Below are 19,918 nucleotides of genomic sequence, written 5' to 3'. Positions count from 1 at the left end.
TAGGTTGGTTATTTGAGAAAACACAGCTAAATTAAGTATTGGGGGAAATGGCATGGAAGGAAGATACGATACACCAAAAGTTAAAGAAAGATTAGCACAATTGCAGTTCTTTTTGTTACTGAATGAACAGCAACAAATGGAATTTGCAGCACATGTAAATTTTAGAGAGTTGAGAAAAGGTGAGAAACTGCAGCAATTGGGGAAGGATTATGGAGGCTGCATCCATTTAATAACTAAGGGACTGGTAAGTATTCGCAAGTACAGTGTTAATGGGGAAAGGATCGCTTCTTTGCCGTTAGGAGTCGATGATTTTTGCTCTTTTGAATATATAGTAGGAGAGGGTGTCAGCAATTATGAGATTATGACGCTCACACCGGTTTCAATTGCAGCAGTTCCCGTACAATTCTTTAAAAAGTTAATTGGGAGTAATCAAGCAGCGCTTGAATTTATTATTTCAGGGACGCGTACTATTTTAGGTGATATGCTTGATCACCGTTCAATCTTCGCACTTTCACGACCAAGAATCAGAGTAATTACCTTTTTGCTATATCTTAGCAAGAAGGCTGGTGATCCTAGTGAAGATGGTAGCCGGCCGGTCCCAGAATGGCTGACGCAAACAGAACTAGCGTTGATGGCTGGGACAACAAGAGAAACAGTTTGTGCAACGTTTAAAGCTTTGCAACAAGATGGCGGTTTAGTGACAGAAGGTAAACGTTTGAGGTTAGGGATGGCTTTTTACGAAAAGTATAAAGTTTCTGTTTGAAAAATAGTGCGCTGAGTTAATAAAAACAGATAATTTGTTATAATATATGATTATGATCATAATCAAAAACAGCGAGGAAAAATAAATGAAAAAAGAGACACGACAGGCCAAGATTGAACAATTGATTACACAGTATGAAGTCGGCACCCAAGAAGAATTGATGAAGCTGTTAACCCAAAACGGGATTGCAGCAACCCAAGCAACTATTTCGCGTGATATGCGTGAAATGCGGATTGTTAAGGAGCAAAGCAGCAGTGGAAAGATCCACTACGCGATTTTCAAAGGTAATGCAGTTTCAGAAAAAGAGAAGCTCTACAATAGCATTTCGGAGGCGGTGCTTGAGGTTGTACGCGTGCAATTTATTAATATTGTTAAGACCTTGCCGCATAATGCTAATGTTTTGACTGCAATCATTGATGAACTTGCACTTGATGAAATTGTCGGCACAATCGCCGGTTATGATACTATTTTAGTCATTAGCAAGTCTGAAGAGGACGCACGTAAAGTTAATAGTTTATTTACTAAGTATGCTCAACACGATGAGTCAGCACAATGAGTTTCTTAATTAAATCTAATAATTAGTACTCGGTTTTGCTCTTAAAAATCCTTATGGTAGAATTAAAGTTATACTTTATAAAAGATTGGAAAATGAAGCATGGATGTCAATTCCTTTTTTTCACAATTATGGCAGAATTTTAAAAAGATTTCACAACGCTTTGCGGCGTGGTTCAAACAGAAGTGGTTGCGATTTCAGTTATGGCGTTGGCTGACAATCGCTATTTTGAGTATCTTTCTTTTGATGAGCAGTTATCTTGTTTTTGTCGCTAAGACAACCAACGTTAAGGATTTAAAATCAGAACTGGAACGTTCAACCGAAATCTATGATGAAAAGGGTCAAAAGGCAGGATACTTATACTCACAAAAAGGAACGTGGAAGTCGCTTGATCAAGTTTCGCCCAACATGGTTAATGCCGTTTTATCGACTGAGGATCAAAATTTTTATCATGAGTACGGGTTTTCTTTTAAAGGAATCGCACGTGCAGTCTTGCTCTATGCCAAAAATAAAATTCTTGGACGTAACTATATCAGTGGTGGCGGAAGTACTCTGACGCAACAATTGGTTAAGAACGCGTTACTATCCCAAGAACAGACTTTTTCGCGTAAGGCAAAAGAAATTTTTATTGCCATGCAGGTTGAAAATGAATATTCTAAAAAAGAAATCATGACGATGTATCTTAATAATGCCTATTTTGGAAATGGTGTTTGGGGAGTCGAGGATGCCTCAGAAAAGTATTTTGGGGTGCATGCAAATCAGCTGACTGTGCCGCAGGCAGCGACTTTAGCGGGAATGTTGACGAATCCCAGTGGTTTTAATCCTTTAGATCATCCTAAAAGTGCAACCGCACGGCGAAATGTTGTATTGGAGTTGATGGGTGCAAATCAGAAGTTAACGCAGACACAGGTTAAGCAATATCAGGCAACTGCAATGGTGACAAATGACCGTTACCAATATGCTTCTGGCTACCGTTATCCTTATTACTTTGACGCAGTAATTTCTGAAGCAATTAATAAGTATGGTTTAAGCGAGTCAGATGTGATGAATCGCGGCTACAAGATTTATACAGGGCTTAATCAGACTTATCAAGAGAAGATGCAAAACAGTTTTGCAGATTCAACCTTATTCCCTTACAATGCAGCAGACGGAACGAAAGCACAAGGAGCATCAATCGCAGTTTCACCAAGCACAGGTAATATTATGGCTCTTGTGGGTGGGCGCAGTGGCACACATGTTTTCCGTGGTTATAACAGGTCGACGCAATTAATCCGTTCACCAGGTTCAACCATCAAACCAATTGCGGTCTATGCTCCAGCATTAGAGGCAGGTTATCATTATGATTCAACCTTAAAAGATGAACTCAAATCTTATGGCAGCAACAAGTATACACCGCATAACTGGAATGATGTTTATGCAGGAAATATTATGATGTATAAGGCGCTTGCACAGAGTAAAAATGCTGCAACGGTTTGGCTTTTAAATAAAATCGGGGTGGATGCAGGCTACAAGATGGTTAAAAAGTTCAATTTGAATATTTCAAGTAGTGACCGCAATTTAAGTTTGGCACTAGGTGGTTTATCGCAAGGAGAGTCACCCGCAAAAATGGCGGGTGCTTACACAGCTTTTGCGAACGACGGTAAAATGACTTCTCCGCATTTGATCAGAAAGATTGTGGATGCATCAGGAAAAGTAATTGTTGATAATACCAAAACTTCCAGCAAACGGGTGCTCAGTCAAAAAAATGCGCGTGAGATGACGAGTATGATGCTGGATGTTTATCAAAATGGGACAGGAACTGCTGCCAAACCAGCAGGTTATCAAATAGCTGGTAAGACTGGTAGCACACAAAGCGCTGATGGACAGACTACTAATGATAAGGATCATTGGTATATTGGCTATACTCCAGACGTGGTGGTGGCAACTTGGGTCGGATTTGATAACACAAAATACTCTTTGGAAAATGAAGGAACACGTGGAGGGTCAGCTCTTTTCAAAGACGAAATGGAAGGAATTTTGCCAAATACAGCGCAAACGTCCTTTAAAGTTAAGAGTGCTTCTGCTCGAGTCGCAACTTCGGGAAAGAGTAGCTCCAGTCTATGGAACGGTTTGAAGAATGCTGGAGATAGTGTTTCTAAATCAGCTTCTGATCTTGGTAAAAAAGCAGCTGATCTTTTTGACGCTGGAAAGCAAAAAGTCGAACAGTGGTTCGGCAATTAAGGCGTATTTTAGCTTAAAGCATGGTACAATTTAAGTGTGAATAATAATGGAGGAGAAAAATAAATGTCTAATCTTTATGATGCAGCTTATGAATTTGAAGACCAAATTCGTCAAAGTGCTGAATTCAAAGCATTAACAAAGGCGTACAACCAATTGAAAACTGATGATGAGGCTTTTGACGAGTTTAAAAAATTGCAAAAAATGCAAATCGAGTTCGGCAAAAAACAAGTTTCTGGAAAAGTTGAACAACAAGATCTGGATGCATTGACACAAGAGGGAAAGAAAGCTTCTAGTTATAAGGCACTGCTGGAACTTGAGGAAAAGGAACAGACGCTTGCTAAAATAATCGATGAAGTGCATGGTATTATGTTTAAACCAGTCGAAGAACTGTATACAGCTAAAGATTAAGAGGCAAGTGCTGTATTTTCTGCAGTAGGCAGAGATCCTCACTGCTGTAAAGCTGACAGCATTGGCACGAATTATCCCCCGGAGGCAATAATTCGTGCTTTTTTGTCTTTATCGCAAAAGTATTTTTTAGATTGAGAGGTCATCGCATGAAGTTCATTCATACCGCTGATTTGCATCTTGGCAGTCCCATTGAAGGGTTAACGACAATTCCAGAAAAATATTTACAGTTGCTGCATGAGCATACAAATCAACTTTTTGCACAATTAGTTAAGGCGGCTTTACGCGAAAAAGTTGATTTTATACTAATCGCAGGTGATTTTTTCGATAATCATGCTCCGAGTGTTGCGTTGCAGGTGGCAGTGCATGAACAATTTGAGAAGCTACAGCGAGCAGGAATTAGTGTTTATCTTTGCTTAGGAAATCATGACTATTTGAACCTTGATAAAGAGCACGTTTTTTTCCCCGAGAATGTCTTTCTTTTTCCAAATTATCCCATGACAAAACATTTTAGAGTAGGCACAGCAGAAGTAGCTTTGACCTCCTTTAGCTATGCACAACGTTGGACAAGTGGAATTTTGCAGCAATTTCCGCGAAAAGGACCTGAAAAATGGCATTTGGGCATGTTGCATGGAGCATTGAAGGAAAACGATCCTGGAGGTCATTATGCTCCCTTTGACATTCCAGAGTTGCTGGCAAAGAGATATGATTACTGGGCTTTAGGGCATATTCATAAACGGATGGAATTAGCCGCTGATCCTCCAATCGTTTATCCCGGCTGTTTGCAAGGAAAAAATCGGAAAGAAAGCGGTAGCAAGGGCTTCTATGTGGTAGAAGAACAGGCTGGGAAGCTTGTACCGCATTTTTGTCCAATGGAGACGCTTAGATGGCAAACAGTGGATTTTACGCTTAAAAAGGGTGAAGATGAGGCCAAGATCGAACAAAGGATCTTTTCCGAATTAGTAAAACTGTCTCAAAAAAATGATAAAATTGCATTGTTATTGATAACTGTGCGGCTTTTTTTGACACACGGTACGGCAACTAGTCTGCAGGAGAAAGTTTCCAGCGGCTTTTTAGTACGCCGCTTGCGTGATTTGCTTAAAGAGCTGCCCAATCTCTATGTTGAAAAGCTGAGTGCGCAACTAATAAGTGAACCTGCAATCTCCTTAATTGACCAAGAAATTTTGGCACAGGCTCGGCAAAAAACCTTTCAAAGCAGTCAGTTGACTGCAATGGCAGGTAAATTGTTGAACTATCCTTTTATTGAGAAGCACCTTTTAGAAAAGGAAGTGCAACAAGAGATTGAGACGGCAGCAGTATTTGATCTAGTTGAGGAAGCTGATGATGATGAGAATATTACAGGCTGAGATCTACGGTTTTGGCAAATTCACAGATACAAAATTTGATTTTGAGCATAAGCTGCAATTTATTACGGGTGCAAATGAGGCGGGAAAATCAACGCTAAAAGCCTTTATTAGTGCAATCCTATTTGGCTTTGTTGACCGGCGTCAGCGCTTCAAGCGTTATGAACCTAAAAATGGGGCAAGATATGGCGGCAAATTAATAATCGAGCAGGAAAAACAATTATATACATTAGAACGGCTTGAAGGCGAAAAAGGGGGGCAACTGGTAATTACATCCCTTAATACGGGACAACAGCTGCCGGCTAGTTTGCTGCAGCGTTGGTTGAATTCGTTGACAAGCGATCTTTTTGAAGCTGTTTATGCCGTTGATCAAACGAGTTTGGAACAGATTAGGCAGTTGGCACCGGAAGAATTGGAAAAAAGTTTTTTGACAATTGCTGCAAGTGGCAGTCAGCAAATCATGATGCTGCAAAAAAAATTGCAAAAAAAAGCGGAACAAATTTACAAACCAAATGGGCGGTTACCCCAACTGAATAGATTATTACAAACTTACGAAAAACAAACGCAGGAACTGCGAGCAGCCAATCGTGATTCACATCTTTTTGTGGAGTGGGAAAAGACGCTTGAGAAAGAAAAAGAACAGCAAGAAGCGGTCAAGAACCAAATTAAAATTCTAGAAAAAGAGCTGCTACGGCAACGACAATTGGATAATTTGTGGCCTACTTTTGTTGAATTGGAACGTCTTCGAACTAAAGAGAAAAACCAGCAGCCAATTGGATTGACGCCGCAAGAGTTTACCGCTTTACAGGAACTGCAGCTCAAGGTAAAAACCAAGCAGGATTCCAGTAATAGTCTGACAGCTAAGTCTCAAGCTTTGATGCAACAGGGGCAGCAAACAATTAATCTTGAAGAGTTGCAAAAATACGATGCGGCCAAGGACCAGTTTGACAATCTTTTTCACCAACTTGACGTTCACTCTACTGAGATACAACTTGCTTTGGAATTACAACAAACGGTTAACCAGCAGTTGTCTTCTCCACAAGCTGCTTCAAGGGAAAATGAAGTTTTGAGGAGGACCAGAAAAAAAGTTCAAAAACCACTTTTTAAGCAAAATAGGCGGCAGCTCGCTTTGCTGGGATGGGCACTAATTGCAGGTAGCTGTCTTTTGCTCAGCTTTTTTAGCTCGAAAATTACAATTAAATTGCTAGCTGTTGGTGGATTATTGGCTGCACTTTTTGCCGTGTGGCAGAGTATGTCTAAAAAAAGCGGACAGTCAGAATCCAGGTCCCAAAATTCCTTGAGTACAGGATCTGCGCAGGAAAGAGACTTAATGGTGCAGAGTGTGGAGGCAAAACGACTGCAACAACTCTTGGAACAGCTTGCTTTTTTTACGCAAGCGAGTGCTTTTTGTACTGCTAGCTTGCAACTACCCGTGGAATTGCTAAAACGGTTAGCACGTTTGCAGCAATTTAAAACACGGATTAAAGATGCTTTACGTGAACGCAGCAAGCGTGATCGGTTTTTGGATTATTATCGACAAGAACATGAGAGAGTAACTGCAGAATTGACTGCTTTAACTGAACAGTTAAAGCAGCAGCTGCAAAAAAATGGGGCAAGTTCTTTTGCACATCTGCAAGCACAGTATTTGCAGCAGCAACAAAATACAGAAAAAAATGCAAAGTTGCAAGGTTTGCAGACACAGCTTCCAGCTGAAGTTCAAAATGAATTACGGCGTTATCAGAGTCGAGAAGAATTCAAAGCGCACTTGAGCAAAAAGCAAGACGAGCTCCAACACCAAAAAGAACGACTTTCTCAACTGACTGTAAGTATCACTGAAAAAGAAGTTAGATTGGAACAATTTGGCAAGTCAGTGCGTATCTTAAGATTAAAACAAGAGCTTGCCAATAAGCAGGCACAGATTTTAGCTGAAGTTGACAGTTGGCTTGCGTTGAATGCTGCAAACCAGTGCTTGGAAAAAGTACTAGAAATAATGTCACAGCATACCTTGCCGCACGTTATGCAGTTGGCACAACACTATTTTAGACGGCTGACACGCGATCAGTATGAAAAAATTGTAATGGTAGAACGCCACTTGCAGTTAGTTGATAAAAATAAAACACAATATGATGTACGCGAATTATCGCGTGCGACCGCTGAGCAGCTTTACTTAGCATTGCGGTTGGCTTTTATTGTGCAGATTAATCGGACAATTAAGCTACCTGTCCTAATTGATGATTGTTTTGTCAATTTTGATGAGCAGCGCAGAAATGAATTACTAGCACTTTTAGAAGAAATTAGTGCTGAGACGCAAATTATCTGTTTTACAGTCGATATTTCATTTTTATATGATAAGGTAGATAAAGAGAACATTTTAAGAGTCGACTGAAACCAAGGGAGGATTACACGTGAGTCATAAAAAGATTTACGAATATGCGGTTGATGAGAATATGGAGCTATTTGTACTTATTAAGTCAGCAGATGTCAGGGTAGCTAAGAATGGTAACCAGTTTATTGCGTTTAACTTTTCTGATAGTTCTGGCGAAATTAGTGCGAAGTTTTGGGATGCATCTCCGGCGGACACTGCTGCTTATCAACCTGGGAAGATTGTGCTGCTTAAGGGTAAGCGAGAAATTTATCAGGGAAACCCGCAGATTAAAATTTATCGGATGCGCCTGGTAAAAGAAGGTGAGCCCAATGATCCTAGCCTTTTTGTTCAGAAAGCACCAGTTTCAAAAAATGCCATGGAAGCAGAGTTTAATCAGGCTATTTTTGAAATTACCAACCCTAATTGGAATCGAATAGTTCGTTTTTTGTTGAAAAAACATCAGGAAGATTTTTTCAGCTATCCTGCAGCTAAGAAGAATCATCATGCCTTTGCAGGGGGCTTAGCTTTCCATACCCTCTCTATGCTGCGCTTAGCACATGCTGTAGCCCATGAATATCAAGAAATTAATGCCCCTTTATTATACGCAGCTACTATCTTGCATGATTTGGGTAAGACAATTGAACTTTCTGGGCCGGTAGCAACCCAGTATACACTTGCGGGAAACTTAGTTGGTCATATTGTGTTGATAGATGAAGAAGTTGTCAAGGCAGCCGGTCAGCTGAAAATTTCATTAGAAAGTGAAGATATGCTTCTTTTGCGGCATATGCTCTTAGCACATCACGGCTTATTGGAATATGGTTCACCCGTTCGTCCGCATTTATTGGAGGCTGAAGTCCTTCATCAAATTGATCAGTTGGATGCTTCGATTCAGATGTTAAAAGGAACGCTAAGCCATACACAGCCGGGAACTTTTTCGGAAAGAATCTTTGGCATGGATGGACGCAATTTCTATAAACCGCTTGCTGAGACAGAGCAACCAGAACAGGAATAAAGCATGAATGTGGCTCAAACAGTGCGCGTTCTTCAGTAGAAGTGGGGTAAAAGAGATCAGCTAATAAGAACACATTTTGAAAAAAAGCTCTATTAAAGAAGCGGGCTCGTACAAAACTTAAGTTTTGTACGAGCCCGCTTCTTTAATAGTTTAATTTAATTGTGAGGCTCCTAATACTTTAATTAATTGGAGCTAGAGCTGGATGATGAAGAAGAGAGGTAACTTGAAAGAACATCTTTCAAATCGCTATCTTTGATGCTGACGTTACCCTTCTTAAGCACCTTCGAGATTACAGCTTGTAATGCTGAAGAATCATTGTTCATCTTGTTATCAATAATTTGGTCTTTAAGTTCACTGATGTGATCCTTCATGTTACCCTTAGCAGGCTTCTTGAGCACCTTGATGACATGGTAGCCGTAACTGGTCTTGACAGGTGTTGTAGTATATTCCCCTTGTTTTAATGCAAAGGCAGCCTTCTTAAAGGTAGAGTCTAAAGAAGTATCAGTATTATCAAAGGCAGTTAACTTACCACCGCTGTTCTTGGTTGTACTATCAGTAGAATATTCCTTAGCAAGCTTGGTGAAGCTTTCGCCACTTTGGAGTTTCTTGATAACTGCTTTAGCAGTGTCTTCTTTAGCAACTAAAATATGTGCAACAGTTGTCTTAGGTTCGTATGATTTCCATTGTTTCTTCAACTGAGCATTTGTAATTGTAGTATTTGCTTTAACCGCTTCACGTAAAAGTAAGTTTGAGCGCAACTGCTTTTTGAAACTTGATTTTGTCATTGAGTTTTGTGAAAGTACTGAAGAAAATGATGAGCCGTATTGTTTTGCGTAAGTGTTATACTGAGCGTTAACCTTTTTAGCAGATACCTTGCTCCCATATTGTTTTTCAAGTACTTTTTCAAGAATCATCTGTTGCAGAATCTGCTTACCAGATGATGTCTTTTTCATGCTATCGTAATACTCACTCTGAGTCACTTTACCGCCAGAGGTAGTTGCGACGGTTTTAGAACATGCGGCCAAAGTGACCGTCATTGTAAGTGCCGCGAGTGCAAGTAGCCATTTTTTCATTATAAAAAACACATCCATTCGTTATTTTTGATTGCACAGCCTCATACAAATCAACGTTAATAACTATAACACAAACATAGAATAAGGTTTACTCAAAAGGTAAAGTTTACAAAAATTTCATGTTTAATGCTTTATTTCTTCTTAATCTTTGCTTGTTAGCTAGAGATTTCAGGTTAATCAACGAATTTTTGTGTTTTAGCATTTAAACGATCAACATGGGGTTGAATTAAAAATTGAAACTCTGCCAGCTTGTTCTCGAGTTCTGCAGCAGTCTGGGTTGCCAAAGGGCTTTGAGCCGCAAGTTTGTGCACATTTTGCACGACTTCTTGATAGGCATTTTTGACTTCCGTAGCTGAAGCAAGCAATTCTTGTATTTTATGAGTCCGATCTTCCTTTTTTTTGAGATAAAGATAGCCAAGTCCGCCTAAGCCGCCAATAACAGCCAGAGATATGATCGCTTTTTTTCCCATTGATTAGTCCTCCAATTTGGCCTTAATACGTGCTGCAATTTTTTGCAAAGCAGTTGCAGTATATTTGGCTGAATTATCTTTGAAAATCATCTTAAAATCGTCATCTGCACTGTAACGCGGAATGAGGTGGATGTGTGAGTGAAAGACTGACTGATAGGCAATTGCACCGTTATTATTAACAATATTCATGCCCTTGATCGCAGGATCGCTTGCCTTAATTGCCCGCGCGATTTTTGGAATTCTCGAGAAAACGACAGCTGCAAATTGTGCATCATATTCAAAAATATCTGCAATATGTTTTTTGGGAACAACGAGTGTATGACCTGGTGTACCTTGTGAAATATCTAAAAAGGCCTTGACCTCACTATCCTCATAGACTGTCGTGCTGGGAATGTCACCTTTAATTATTTTACAAAAAATACAATCATGCATTAGATAACCTTCTTTCTAGACTATTTATCTTAAAGTATACACTACTACCGCTTTTTAGGCGTGGTTTTCACCACTGTCTTGCATGAAACTTATGTTATAATTTGCGTAATCGGACTGAAAGGAACGAATTTAAATATGACTTTAAAAATTAATAATCTGACGGGTGGATATTCCCGTATTCCTGTTTTAAAAGACATTTCATTTGAAGTGGGTGACGGGCAGCTTGTGGGTCTGATCGGACTCAATGGGGCCGGAAAGTCGACGACCATTAATCATGTGATTGGACTCCTTGTGCCACAAAAAGGAAAGATTACGATTGATGGCAACACTTTAATGGATGATCCGCAAAATTATAAAAGTAAGATTGCATATATCCCTGAGCTTCCGGTTCTTTATCCTGAATTGACACTTAGAGAACATCTCGAACTTACAATGATGGCTTACGGATTGGAAACAACCTCAGCATGGCAAAGAGCGCGTGTTTTACTGCAAACTTTTCGTTTGGAGAACAAGTTGGACTGGTTTCCTGCAAAGTTTTCAAAAGGAATGCGGCAAAAGGTGATGATTGTCTGTGCTTTTGTTACACAGGCCAAGCTCTATGTGATCGACGAGCCCTTTTTAGGCTTGGATCCTTTGGCCACACGGGATTTGTTAAATCTGATTGCAGCGGAGAAAAAAAGGGGAGCTGGAATTTTAATGTCGACGCATGTGCTTGACACCGCCCAGGAATATTGTGATCATTTTGTTCTTTTGCACGAAGGCCGCGTCAGAGCACAAGGAACACTTGAACAGTTGCGCGATCTGTATGGCGATCTGAATGCCTCTTTGACAGAACTTTATCTTGGAATGACTCAGGATGTGAACGGAAATGAATAAAATTTGGGAGAATAGATTAAAAAAATATCAGAAGATGCTGCTGCATTATTCCAAATTTGTTTTGAATGATCATTTTGTAATTGCGTTGCTTTTCTTTGTTGGTGGCCTAGGGTTAGCATACTCGAATTTCCTCCAAACACTTCCTGCATACCCATTTTGGTGGGAAAAACCGCTGGTCTTGATTTTACTGGTTCTGTTCCTTAGAGCCGGGTCTTTGGCAACTTTATTGCAGGAACCGGATACTGTTTTTTTAATGCCACAAGAGCATAATTTACCGCTTTATTTAAAAAGGGCAGTAGCGCATTCTGTCTTGTTGGCAGAATTTTTTCAACTTTTTTTCTTGTTGCTGCTTTTACCGCTGCTGTCACGCGGACTGCACCTCGGGCAGTTGGCGGTTGGAATACTAGGATTAACGCAGCTGCTGTTAAAATATTTTGAAATGCACTTCGAAGCTCAAAGCGCATATATATCTAACTACGAGCACTGGAACTTTAAAGTTTTACGAATAATTGCAGTGCCATTAATAGTGCAAGGATTGGTGCTTTACGTTGAACCTTTGGCAGGCTTTTTAGTAGTCTTAGTAATTGTGGGTTTACAATTTATGGCAGCCAAAAAGACCGCCCAACATTATGTTTTTCGCTGGAACAAAATGGTAGAGCTGGAGAGCAACAGAATGATGCGGCTCTATCGTTTTATTAATCTTTTCACAGATGTTCCGCAGGTAAGTGGGAAGGTCCGGCGTTTGCGTTTCTTAGACCGCTTTTTACCGCATGCAAAGAGGGATGGGGTTTTCAGTTATCTATATTGGAGAACTTTCTTGAGGAAAAGTGATTTTAGCGGTTTATACTTGAGGTTGCTTCTTTTAGGGAGCTGTTTGTTATTATTTATTCCTAACTTTTGGCTGAGTTTTGTCTGTATACTGGTGTTTCAGTATTTGATAGGCTTTCAATTGTTACCCCTTTTCGCCGCCTTTGAAGATAATGTCTTTATGTATCTTTATCCGCTGGAAAAAAGTGATCAGTTGGAAGCATTTAAACTTGTTTTACGTAAATTATTGTTTGGCAGTTGGTTCTTTTTTAACTTGAGCGCTTTGATTGCACTTGGCATCAGTTGGAACTATCTAATTTTGCTGATCGCTTCCATGCTTGAGATTGCGGTCTTTACTGGCAATTATTTGACAAAACGACTGGGAGAAAATACTTGACACTTAATTAGGGACTCTGTATTCTTGATGAAGAATAGGTTTCGTAAAGAGGAGATTGGCCAATATGGATTTCAGATTAGACGACGGTTGGCTGATTCGGCCGCTCGGGGGTAACACTGGAACCGCATATATGGGCGTCAAGGAGCAGAAAAAGCTCTTCATCAAACGAAATACTTCACCTTTTTTAGCAGCTTTATCCTTAGAAGAGATTACGCCACGTTTACTATGGGCGAAGCACATCTCTACTGGAGATACACTCACAGCGCAAGAGTGGTTAAATGGACGCAGCTTGACTAGAGAAGAAATGAAGGAAACGCGTGTAGCAAAGTTGCTTGCACGCGTTCATCATTCTGGAGTATTAAGTAAGATGTTGCAGCAGGTCGGGGGAAGATACATTTTTCCAGGCGAACTGCTTAATGATTATTTTCGGGGATTAAGCAGTGAGCTAAGACAGCATCCTCTGTTAAGAGAGGTTGCTGCTCGTTTACGAGCGCATCCCCCCAAACTTGATTACCATGAATGTGAAGTGTGCCATGGTGACTTGAATCATAAGAACTGGTTGTTGTCAGATTCAAATCAACTGTATTTGGTTGACTGGGAATCTGCGGCATTATCGGATGCAGCATTGGACATAAGCATGTTAATGTGTCAGTATGTCCCACGTAGTGAATGGCAGGAATGGTTGGTTAAAAAATATGGTGCACAAATGACACCTACGTTTAACCGAAAGATTGGTTGGTATTGTAAGATTAATTTACTGTTGTCCATCAAAGATAAGCATCAACGTGGTCATTTTTTCGAGATGAACCAAGACATATTACAGTTAGCAGAGATATTTAGTGAGCAGCGCGATTAGTTTATGCTATTATACAGAAATTGATTTTGAAAAGTTGCAAATGCAACTAAAAGGTTACCTTTCCTTAAATACTTGAAAGTCCGGATGGTGTGTATTGAGGAAGGTTAAGTAACAAACACCGCAGAAATGTTTATGAGCAGGGCTGTGACGAAACGTTTGTTTTGTCAGAAGCCCTTGTTTTATGTTTTGAAAAATATTATGAGGGATTTTAAAGTAATTTTGTTTGTAGGAGGAAGATATGCGTTTAAGAAACAAACCCTGGGCAGAACCCTTGATTAAAGCCAATCCAGAGTGGATTGTAACTGATCCTGAGAAATACCAAGGAAAATGGCAAGAACGTTTTCCAAAGGTAGCACCTCTGTACATTGAAGTTGGCATGGGAAAAGGTGGATTTGTGCTCGCGATGGCTCAAAAGTATCCTGAAAGAAACTTTGTTGGGATAGAGCTGCAGACAACAATTGCGGCGATTGCACTTAAAAAACAGTTAGAATTGAAGTTGCCTAATTTGCAGTTGCTGCGCGCAAATGGCGGTGAATTAAGCGAGTACTTTGCGGCTAATGAAGTTTCGGGAATCTATTTAAACTTTTCCGATCCTTGGCCTAAAAAAAGACAGGCTAAAAGGCGATTAACCTATCCGACTTTCTTGAAGCAGTATGCCCAGGTTATGCAAGCAGATGGTTTATTAGAGTTTAAGACCGATAACCGAGGTTTATTTGAATATTCATTGGTCACGATGAATAATTACGGAATGGACTTTGCAGGTGTCTACTTAGACCTTCATCAGGATCTTGAAAAAAATGCAGAAAATGTGATGACAGAATATGAAGAAAAGTTCAGTCAAAAAGGACAGCCAATCTACAAAGTGGAAGCCGCTTTTACGAAGGCCTCCCATTAAGAGAAGAGCTGTCCTGAATGAATTGATTCTTAATAATCAACACGCTGCAGATCTAAAATGCTGCCTGTTTTGGCATCTGCAGTGAATTCATAACGTACCAGTTGATGATCTTCGAGACGAGAAAGCCCGCCACGATAAACATTGGTTCTGAGTGCAAATTTTTGAAAAGGCTGCGGTTTAGTCGCAATCCATGAATCTTGGATTGGCGTTTCGTTTTGAAATGAGTGCTTAACATTGGCGAGGATTGCCCGCGAAGAGAGCAGTTCTCTTTTATGGACTGCATTTCGAGCTTGAAGACCACCAATAAAGCCCGTTAGTATTCCCAGAACCAATGGTAGAATTTTATTCAGTTGAATTGACATTGGCACCAGCTCCTATTCTTTGTCTATCTTTGTTCATTAGTATAACACCAAGCTTCACCGTTGAATACGTCAGTTGCTTGGATAGCGAAACAAAGTTCTTTTTTTTATGGCCAAATGTTTTATAATAACTTCAGGTTAGCTTTAATTAAGGAGATGTTAACATGGAAGTACTTACAAAGACAAATTATGCGGGCTTGAAACAAAAACTTGCCCAGGGTTCTTATGTACTGTTCTTCACCGCAGGTTGGTGCCCAGATTGTCAGTTTATCAAACCAGCGATGCCAGAAATTGAAGCACAGTATTCTGATTATCAGTTTATTCAGGTTGATCGTGATGAAAACAGCGAATTATGTCAAGAAATGACAATTCTTGGAATTCCAAGCTTTGTGGTCTTTAAAGAAGGCAAAGAGGTTGCACGTTTTGTCAACAAAGACCGGAAGACAAAAGAAGAGGTTGCACGTTTTCTTGATGGGGTAGCATAGAAATGTAAAATCGGGGTGTGGCAAGAATGCAATGGGGCCCCAAAATAAAGGAGAATTTGATGTTGATTGCTAGTTATAACCCTGCTCAATTGGGTGATGTTTTAGTGGTCCTGTTACATCAGGATACACCAAAACAGGTAGTTAAACGTGCAGGGGATATTGTTGAGATCAGTAGCGAAGAAGACGGAACTGTCCTGGGGTATAATTTTTTCAATGTCTCGGAATATCTTGGAAAAATGGGGACGGGACAAATTTTTCTCACTGCTGCACAGTTGGAAAATTTGCAGCAGCAACTGGAACAGGTCGGTTTTACGACTAAGCTGGAATTGGACCGGACGCCTAAGTTTGTGGTCGGCTATGTTGAAGAGCTCAAGGAACATCCTGACTCTGATCATCTCCACATCACCAAAACAAGGATTTCTGCCACGGAAGTCCTACAGATTGTTTGCGGAGCGCCTAATATTGCTGCGGGACAGCTGGTTGTGGTTGCAAAAGTAGGTGCCATGATGCCTAATGGAGAGATTATTTGGCCGGGCAAACTTCGTGGGGTCGAAAGCGATGGCATGATTTGTTCAGCACGAGAGTTAGAATTGCCACATGCACCTCAAAAGAGGGGAATTTTGGTCCTTTCTGCTACTAAGTATCAAGTTGGAGCATCATTTGCACTCAAATGATGCTAGGAGACTGCAACTTTTATGCTAAAATAAAGGCTGGAACAAAAGATTAATTTTGTTGCAGTCTTATTTTGTGTCTTGCTGAATTTTTGAGCTTTCACAGGTGAAAGAGATTACGAGGCTGCAATGTTCCGAATTTTTAGTGTTAGGATGAAGAGGTTATGCAACATTACGATGGACCGGCATTTTACCGTCGATTTAAGGAAAAAAAAGTTAAAAGTGCTGAAAGTCAATCTGCTCGCAAAGTAGCAGAATACGCACGAGACGAAATTCCTATGAGGAAAACGACGTTGCACAAAAAGCATTTTGGGGAAAATAGTATCCCGGAAAGCCATCCTTTTCGGCCTACCTATGTTCCACCAGCTTTCAATCATAAAGGGAGTTTTGCCAAAGCACAGCGCCGGTATCAGCAACTTTACAATGAACTGGCTAAACCGGCAGCTAGTTTTTATCTGCTTGCAAACGAAGATGAAGAGGTTGCCCAAAATGACCTGATTTTTATGGATATTCCTGAGCACCATGAAAACGTAAAAAATTCCAGTCCAGATTTGTTATCGAATCAGCAAGCAAATCATGGGCTTAACCCCAGCGTTGAAGAGGATGCAGGGACTACTTCTAGCGCTGAACAGGGTGTGTTTGAAAATTCAAAGATTAGCCCAGAACAAACAGCTGTTGACGCTGCAGAGTCAGATTCGACCGCAACTTTAAACCGGACTATTGCAGAAAATAAGCCAGCTGCAGTACTAAATGATGAAACACCTGGACACTCTCTTGCAACTGTGAATACTCAGTCCGCAAAAATGCTCCCTGAATCTACTAAAAAAATTGTCCAAAATGAAAAACGGCTTGAATCAGAGAAAATAACAACTGAGGTTCCACAGGTTGAGAACAATCATTTTGCTGAAAATAGTTTTGCGCAAAATACACCTGCTATTTCTCAGACAAATTCAATTGGCAAGTTTATTTCACCTTCAGCGGCCATTGTTGAAAAAAAGCGGGCTGCGGCTTCTCAGCCACTGACAAGCTCGCCTGAAAAAGTTCAGGCAACAAAAACGAGCAAGGGTTATCATTTTCCGCCGCTTTCCTTGCTGCCGCAAGCTGTGACTGACAATGATCCGTCGATGATTGAATGGGTGCGTGGACAAAAAGAAACTCTCAATGATACTTTGCGTTCTTTTAAAGTGAATGCGGCAGTCAATCGTTGGACAATCGGTCCTGCAGTTACCCAATTCGAGATTACGCTTGGCAGAGGTGTGAAAGTAAATAAAATTACCAATTTAGCAGATGATTTAAAATTAGCTTTGGCTGCTAAGGATATTAGAATTGAAGCTCCAATTCCTGGTAAAAGGAGCGTCGGAATCGAAGTTCCAAACTTGCATTCACGTCCAGTAATGCTTGCTGAGGTTTTGGGGTCTGCACGTTTTCAAGAAAGTACCTCTCCTTTAACGGTTGCACTTGGAGTGGATCTGTTTGGACGTGCACAGGTCACGGATCTTCGGCGCATGCCCCATGGTTTGATTGCAGGAGCGACTGGGTCAGGAAAATCAGTCTTTATTAATAGTTTGTTGCTTTCTTTATTGTACAAAGCAACTCCTGCACAGGTTAAGTTGTTATTGATTGATCCTAAAGCCGTTGAAATGGCACCATACCACGAAATTCCACATTTGCTGGCACCGGTTATCTCGGATCCGCAAGCAGCCGCAGCGGCGTTGAAGTGGGTGGTTACTGAAATGGAAGAGCGCTATCAAAGACTGGCTGCAGCAGGTGCACGCAATCTTGAAGCTTATAATAAGAAGGCAGCCGCTCGAGGCGAAGACGGGCTGAAAATGCCATATATTGTGATTGTGATTGATGAACTGGCTGATTTAATGATGGTTGCTTCTTCTGAGGTTCAAGATTACATTGCACGTATTACGCAAAAAGCGCGCGCAGCTGGAATTCATCTTTTAATTGCCACGCAAAGACCAAGTGTTGATGTGATTACCGGAACAATTAAGAATAATATTCCAACGCGCATCGCCTTTATGGTATCAAGCCAAGTTGATTCAAGGACAATTATTGATACTGCAGGAGCAGAACGCTTATTAGGGCGAGGTGACCTGCTTTACCTTGGAAACGGAGCCAGTCAGCCATTGCGCCTGCAAGGGACTTTTGTGCAGGATGAAGTTGATGAATTGGCAGAATTTGTGCGCAGGCAAGGCACTCCACACTATGCATTTGATCCTGCTGGCTTGAAGAAAAAAACCCAAGAAGCAGAACAAGAGGATGCCTTGTTTCCACGTGTTTTAGATTATATTGTAAACGAAGAAACAATTTCAACTTCCAAATTACAACGTGTTTTTTCAATTGGCTATAATAGAGCCGCTAATTTGATTGATGAGTTGGAACAAAAACAGTTTATTTCACCTGCGCATGGTTCAAAACCGCGGTTAGTTTTTCTGACTCAGAAGGATTTGCAGGAGTTAAGAGGTCAGTCGAGTTCTTAAAACTTAAAACATAGCATGTCAGTTTTGTGGTAAACTAAGCGTTGATTGTAAAGATAGAAAAGAGAGGACAACAGCATGAATACTGAAACCACTTATTATTTTGTCGGAATTAAAGGCACCGGCATGAGTTCCCTTGCACTTTTGTTGCATGATAAAGGCTTGAAAGTAATGGGCTCAGATATTGAAAAGTATACTTTTACTCAAAGAGGACTTGAATTGGCAGGAATAAAGATTCTGCCTTTTGCTGCAGAAAATATTAAAGATGGTCTGACAATCATCAAAGGAAATGCTTTTGGAGATGATCAGCCAGAAATAAAACGGGCACATGAATTAGGTTTACAGGTGATTACATATCCTGACTTCCTTGAAAAAATTGTGGAAAATACTACGAGTATTGGGATTGCTGGTGCGCATGGAAAAACAAGTACAACTGGACTGCTGGCACATGTATTAGGCGGAGTTGCTCCAACCAGTTACCTTGTTGGAGATGGTTCGGGTAAAGGCGTCCCAAATGCACGTTTCTTTGTATTTGAAGCCGATGAGTACCGGCGTCACTTTGTTGCTTATCACCCTGACTATGTGATTATGACTAATATTGACTTTGATCATCCAGACTATTTTACGGGAATCGAAGATGTTTTTGACGCTTTTGAAACTTTAGCTAACCAAACCAAAAAGGGAATTTTTGCGTGGGGTGAAGATCCTAACTTACGCAATTTGAAGGCAAAGGTACCGGTTCATTATTACGGAACCAGCAAAAATGATGATTTCAGAGCAGTTAATATTAAACGCACTACTAAGGGCTCCTCGTTTGACGTTTATTTGCATGATGAGTTCTTAGGCAATTATGAAATTCCATTATATGGTGAACATAATGTACTAAATAGTTTAGCTGTAATTGCTGTTTCTTATTTTGAGAAAGTTGACCAAGAAGAAATTAAAGAAGAACTATTGACTTTTAAGGGTGTCAAACGGCGCTTTACAGAAAAATTTGTGGCCGACATGACGATTATTGATGATTATGCGCATCATCCTTCAGAAATTAAGGCAACCATTGATGCAGCACGGCAAAAGTACCCAAGTAAAAAAATCATCGCTGTTTTTCAACCGCATACTTTCAGTCGGACGATTGCGCTAATGGACGATTTTGCTGCCAGTCTTAATTTAGCAGATCGAGTCTTTTTAACTGATATTTTCAGCTCAATTAGAGAGCATGGTGGAAATGTTTCAAGCAGTGACTTGGGAGACAAAATCACAAAGGGCGGAACAGTTCTTAAAGTCGATAACATGTCACCATTGCTTGATTTTCATGATGCTGTGGTTGTCTTTATGGGCGCTGGTGATATTCAAAAGTACGAGTATGCTTATGAAAAACTATTAAGCAGCTTAAGTCTTAAAAATAATTAATTTTTAGGAAAAGCCCTTA

Annotated in this window: 19 protein-coding genes; 15 read left to right on the top strand and 4 right to left on the bottom strand. The window is 40.4% G+C overall.

Features of this window, described 5'->3' with window-relative positions; genetic code table 11:
• Positions 1–52 precede the first annotated feature (52 nt).
• The 7 genes from AB3Y88_RS02720 to AB3Y88_RS02690 all read left to right on the top strand — a co-directional run bounded on the left by AB3Y88_RS02720 (position 53) and on the right by AB3Y88_RS02690 (position 8,682).
• Entirely contained in the window at positions 53–763 is a 711-nt protein-coding gene (locus tag AB3Y88_RS02720) for a Crp/Fnr family transcriptional regulator (protein ID WP_228887802.1), read from the top strand.
• Between the two features lie 85 nt (positions 764–848).
• Positions 849–1,319: an arginine repressor gene (locus tag AB3Y88_RS02715; protein ID WP_228887801.1), complete on the top strand. Its 471-nt coding sequence runs from the start codon at positions 849–851 to the stop codon at positions 1,317–1,319.
• A gap of 99 nt (positions 1,320–1,418) precedes the next feature.
• Positions 1,419–3,536: a PBP1A family penicillin-binding protein gene (locus AB3Y88_RS02710; RefSeq protein WP_056960126.1), complete on the top strand. Its 2,118-nt coding sequence runs from the start codon at positions 1,419–1,421 to the stop codon at positions 3,534–3,536.
• A gap of 63 nt (positions 3,537–3,599) precedes the next feature.
• Entirely contained in the window at positions 3,600–3,944 is a 345-nt protein-coding gene (locus AB3Y88_RS02705) for a YlbF family regulator (RefSeq protein WP_228887800.1), read from the top strand.
• 146 nt (positions 3,945–4,090) lie between these two features.
• Positions 4,091–5,308 carry a DNA repair exonuclease gene (locus AB3Y88_RS02700; protein ID WP_056960124.1) on the top strand — a complete coding sequence of 406 codons (1,218 nt, stop codon included), beginning with the start codon at positions 4,091–4,093 and terminating at the stop codon, positions 5,306–5,308.
• The gene (locus tag AB3Y88_RS02695; RefSeq protein ID WP_228887799.1) at positions 5,286–7,691 is read left to right on the top strand and encodes an AAA family ATPase; all 2,406 of its coding nucleotides are present in this window, start codon (positions 5,286–5,288) and stop codon (positions 7,689–7,691) included. Before AB3Y88_RS02700 ends, AB3Y88_RS02695 begins: the two co-directional genes overlap by 23 nt.
• A gap of 19 nt (positions 7,692–7,710) precedes the next feature.
• A complete protein-coding gene (locus tag AB3Y88_RS02690) occupies positions 7,711–8,682 on the top strand; it encodes a 3'-5' exoribonuclease YhaM family protein (protein WP_156653472.1) in 972 nt (323 codons plus the stop codon).
• 182 nt (positions 8,683–8,864) lie between these two features.
• Here the strand turns inward: AB3Y88_RS02690 and AB3Y88_RS02685 are convergent, their stop codons facing one another.
• From AB3Y88_RS02685 to AB3Y88_RS02675, 3 genes are all read right to left on the bottom strand, one after another.
• A complete protein-coding gene (locus AB3Y88_RS02685; RefSeq protein WP_056960103.1) occupies positions 8,865–9,755 on the bottom strand; it encodes a peptidylprolyl isomerase PrsA in 891 nt (296 codons plus the stop codon).
• Positions 9,756–9,928: 173 nt separating this feature from the next.
• Positions 9,929–10,225: a hypothetical protein gene (locus AB3Y88_RS02680; RefSeq protein WP_056959867.1), complete on the bottom strand. Its 297-nt coding sequence runs from the start codon at positions 10,223–10,225 to the stop codon at positions 9,929–9,931.
• 3 nt (positions 10,226–10,228) lie between these two features.
• Positions 10,229–10,657, bottom strand: coding sequence for an HIT family protein (locus AB3Y88_RS02675; protein ID WP_228887798.1), 429 nt, complete (start codon positions 10,655–10,657; stop codon positions 10,229–10,231).
• A gap of 135 nt (positions 10,658–10,792) precedes the next feature.
• On the opposite strand from AB3Y88_RS02675, the gene AB3Y88_RS02670 reads away from it, so the two are divergent.
• The 4 genes from AB3Y88_RS02670 (at position 10,793) to trmB (ending at position 14,488) form a co-directional block, all read left to right on the top strand.
• A complete protein-coding gene (locus AB3Y88_RS02670) occupies positions 10,793–11,533 on the top strand; it encodes an ABC transporter ATP-binding protein (protein WP_054757033.1) in 741 nt (246 codons plus the stop codon).
• Positions 11,526–12,737: an ABC transporter permease gene (locus AB3Y88_RS02665; RefSeq protein WP_228887797.1), complete on the top strand. Its 1,212-nt coding sequence runs from the start codon at positions 11,526–11,528 to the stop codon at positions 12,735–12,737. Before AB3Y88_RS02670 ends, AB3Y88_RS02665 begins: the two co-directional genes overlap by 8 nt.
• Positions 12,738–12,801: 64 nt before the next feature.
• Entirely contained in the window at positions 12,802–13,593 is a 792-nt protein-coding gene (locus AB3Y88_RS02660) for a phosphotransferase family protein (protein ID WP_056959871.1), read from the top strand.
• A gap of 238 nt (positions 13,594–13,831) precedes the next feature.
• Positions 13,832–14,488 (top strand): tRNA (guanosine(46)-N7)-methyltransferase TrmB, encoded by a 657-nt coding sequence (trmB, locus tag AB3Y88_RS02655; RefSeq protein ID WP_054757041.1) that lies wholly within the window; start codon positions 13,832–13,834, stop codon positions 14,486–14,488.
• Positions 14,489–14,517: 29 nt separating this feature from the next.
• Here trmB and AB3Y88_RS02650 read toward each other — a convergent pair whose 3' ends face one another.
• A complete protein-coding gene (locus AB3Y88_RS02650) occupies positions 14,518–14,850 on the bottom strand; it encodes a hypothetical protein (protein ID WP_054757043.1) in 333 nt (110 codons plus the stop codon).
• Between the two features lie 161 nt (positions 14,851–15,011).
• On the opposite strand from AB3Y88_RS02650, the gene AB3Y88_RS02645 reads away from it, so the two are divergent.
• From AB3Y88_RS02645 to murC, 4 genes are all read left to right on the top strand, one after another.
• Complete coding sequence (locus AB3Y88_RS02645) at positions 15,012–15,332, top strand: thioredoxin family protein (protein ID WP_056959873.1); 321 nt, start codon at positions 15,012–15,014, stop codon at positions 15,330–15,332.
• 59 nt (positions 15,333–15,391) lie between these two features.
• Complete coding sequence (ytpR, locus tag AB3Y88_RS02640; RefSeq protein ID WP_056959875.1) at positions 15,392–16,006, top strand: YtpR family tRNA-binding protein; 615 nt, start codon at positions 15,392–15,394, stop codon at positions 16,004–16,006.
• 161 nt (positions 16,007–16,167) lie between these two features.
• On the top strand, positions 16,168–18,492 hold the full coding sequence (locus tag AB3Y88_RS02635) for a DNA translocase FtsK (protein ID WP_228887796.1): 2,325 nt from the start codon (positions 16,168–16,170) through the stop codon (positions 18,490–18,492).
• 75 nt (positions 18,493–18,567) lie between these two features.
• A complete protein-coding gene (gene murC / locus AB3Y88_RS02630; RefSeq protein WP_056959879.1) occupies positions 18,568–19,899 on the top strand; it encodes a UDP-N-acetylmuramate--L-alanine ligase in 1,332 nt (443 codons plus the stop codon).
• Positions 19,900–19,918 lie beyond the last annotated feature (19 nt).

The sequence above is a fragment of the Liquorilactobacillus satsumensis genome, assembly GCF_964065465.1.
GTDB lineage: Bacteria > Bacillota > Bacilli > Lactobacillales > Lactobacillaceae > Liquorilactobacillus > Liquorilactobacillus satsumensis.
Note: the sequence above shows the minus strand (reverse complement) of the source record. Positions and strands in the feature narration are given on the sequence as shown.

Bases quoted from the DNA above. Each gene is read 5' to 3' on its own strand.
- AB3Y88_RS02710 (WP_056960126.1), top strand. From the start codon at position 1,419: ATGGATGTCAATTCCTTTTTTTCACAATTATGGCAGAATTTTAAAAAG.
- AB3Y88_RS02635 (WP_228887796.1), top strand. From the start codon at position 16,168: ATGCAACATTACGATGGACCGGCATTTTACCGTCGATTTAAGGAAAAA.
- AB3Y88_RS02650 (WP_054757043.1), bottom strand. From the start codon at position 14,850: ATGTCAATTCAACTGAATAAAATTCTACCATTGGTTCTGGGAATACTA.
- AB3Y88_RS02680 (WP_056959867.1), bottom strand. From the start codon at position 10,225: ATGGGAAAAAAAGCGATCATATCTCTGGCTGTTATTGGCGGCTTAGGC.
- AB3Y88_RS02675 (WP_228887798.1), bottom strand. From the start codon at position 10,657: ATGCATGATTGTATTTTTTGTAAAATAATTAAAGGTGACATTCCCAGC.
- AB3Y88_RS02715 (WP_228887801.1), top strand. From the start codon at position 849: ATGAAAAAAGAGACACGACAGGCCAAGATTGAACAATTGATTACACAG.
- AB3Y88_RS02700 (WP_056960124.1), top strand. From the start codon at position 4,091: ATGAAGTTCATTCATACCGCTGATTTGCATCTTGGCAGTCCCATTGAA.
- AB3Y88_RS02720 (WP_228887802.1), top strand. From the start codon at position 53: ATGGAAGGAAGATACGATACACCAAAAGTTAAAGAAAGATTAGCACAA.
- AB3Y88_RS02665 (WP_228887797.1), top strand. From the start codon at position 11,526: ATGAATAAAATTTGGGAGAATAGATTAAAAAAATATCAGAAGATGCTG.
- ytpR (WP_056959875.1), top strand. From the start codon at position 15,392: ATGTTGATTGCTAGTTATAACCCTGCTCAATTGGGTGATGTTTTAGTG.
- AB3Y88_RS02685 (WP_056960103.1), bottom strand. From the start codon at position 9,755: ATGAAAAAATGGCTACTTGCACTCGCGGCACTTACAATGACGGTCACT.
- AB3Y88_RS02670 (WP_054757033.1), top strand. From the start codon at position 10,793: ATGACTTTAAAAATTAATAATCTGACGGGTGGATATTCCCGTATTCCT.
- AB3Y88_RS02660 (WP_056959871.1), top strand. From the start codon at position 12,802: ATGGATTTCAGATTAGACGACGGTTGGCTGATTCGGCCGCTCGGGGGT.
- murC (WP_056959879.1), top strand. From the start codon at position 18,568: ATGAATACTGAAACCACTTATTATTTTGTCGGAATTAAAGGCACCGGC.
- AB3Y88_RS02645 (WP_056959873.1), top strand. From the start codon at position 15,012: ATGGAAGTACTTACAAAGACAAATTATGCGGGCTTGAAACAAAAACTT.
- trmB (WP_054757041.1), top strand. From the start codon at position 13,832: ATGCGTTTAAGAAACAAACCCTGGGCAGAACCCTTGATTAAAGCCAAT.
- AB3Y88_RS02695 (WP_228887799.1), top strand. From the start codon at position 5,286: ATGATGAGAATATTACAGGCTGAGATCTACGGTTTTGGCAAATTCACA.
- AB3Y88_RS02705 (WP_228887800.1), top strand. From the start codon at position 3,600: ATGTCTAATCTTTATGATGCAGCTTATGAATTTGAAGACCAAATTCGT.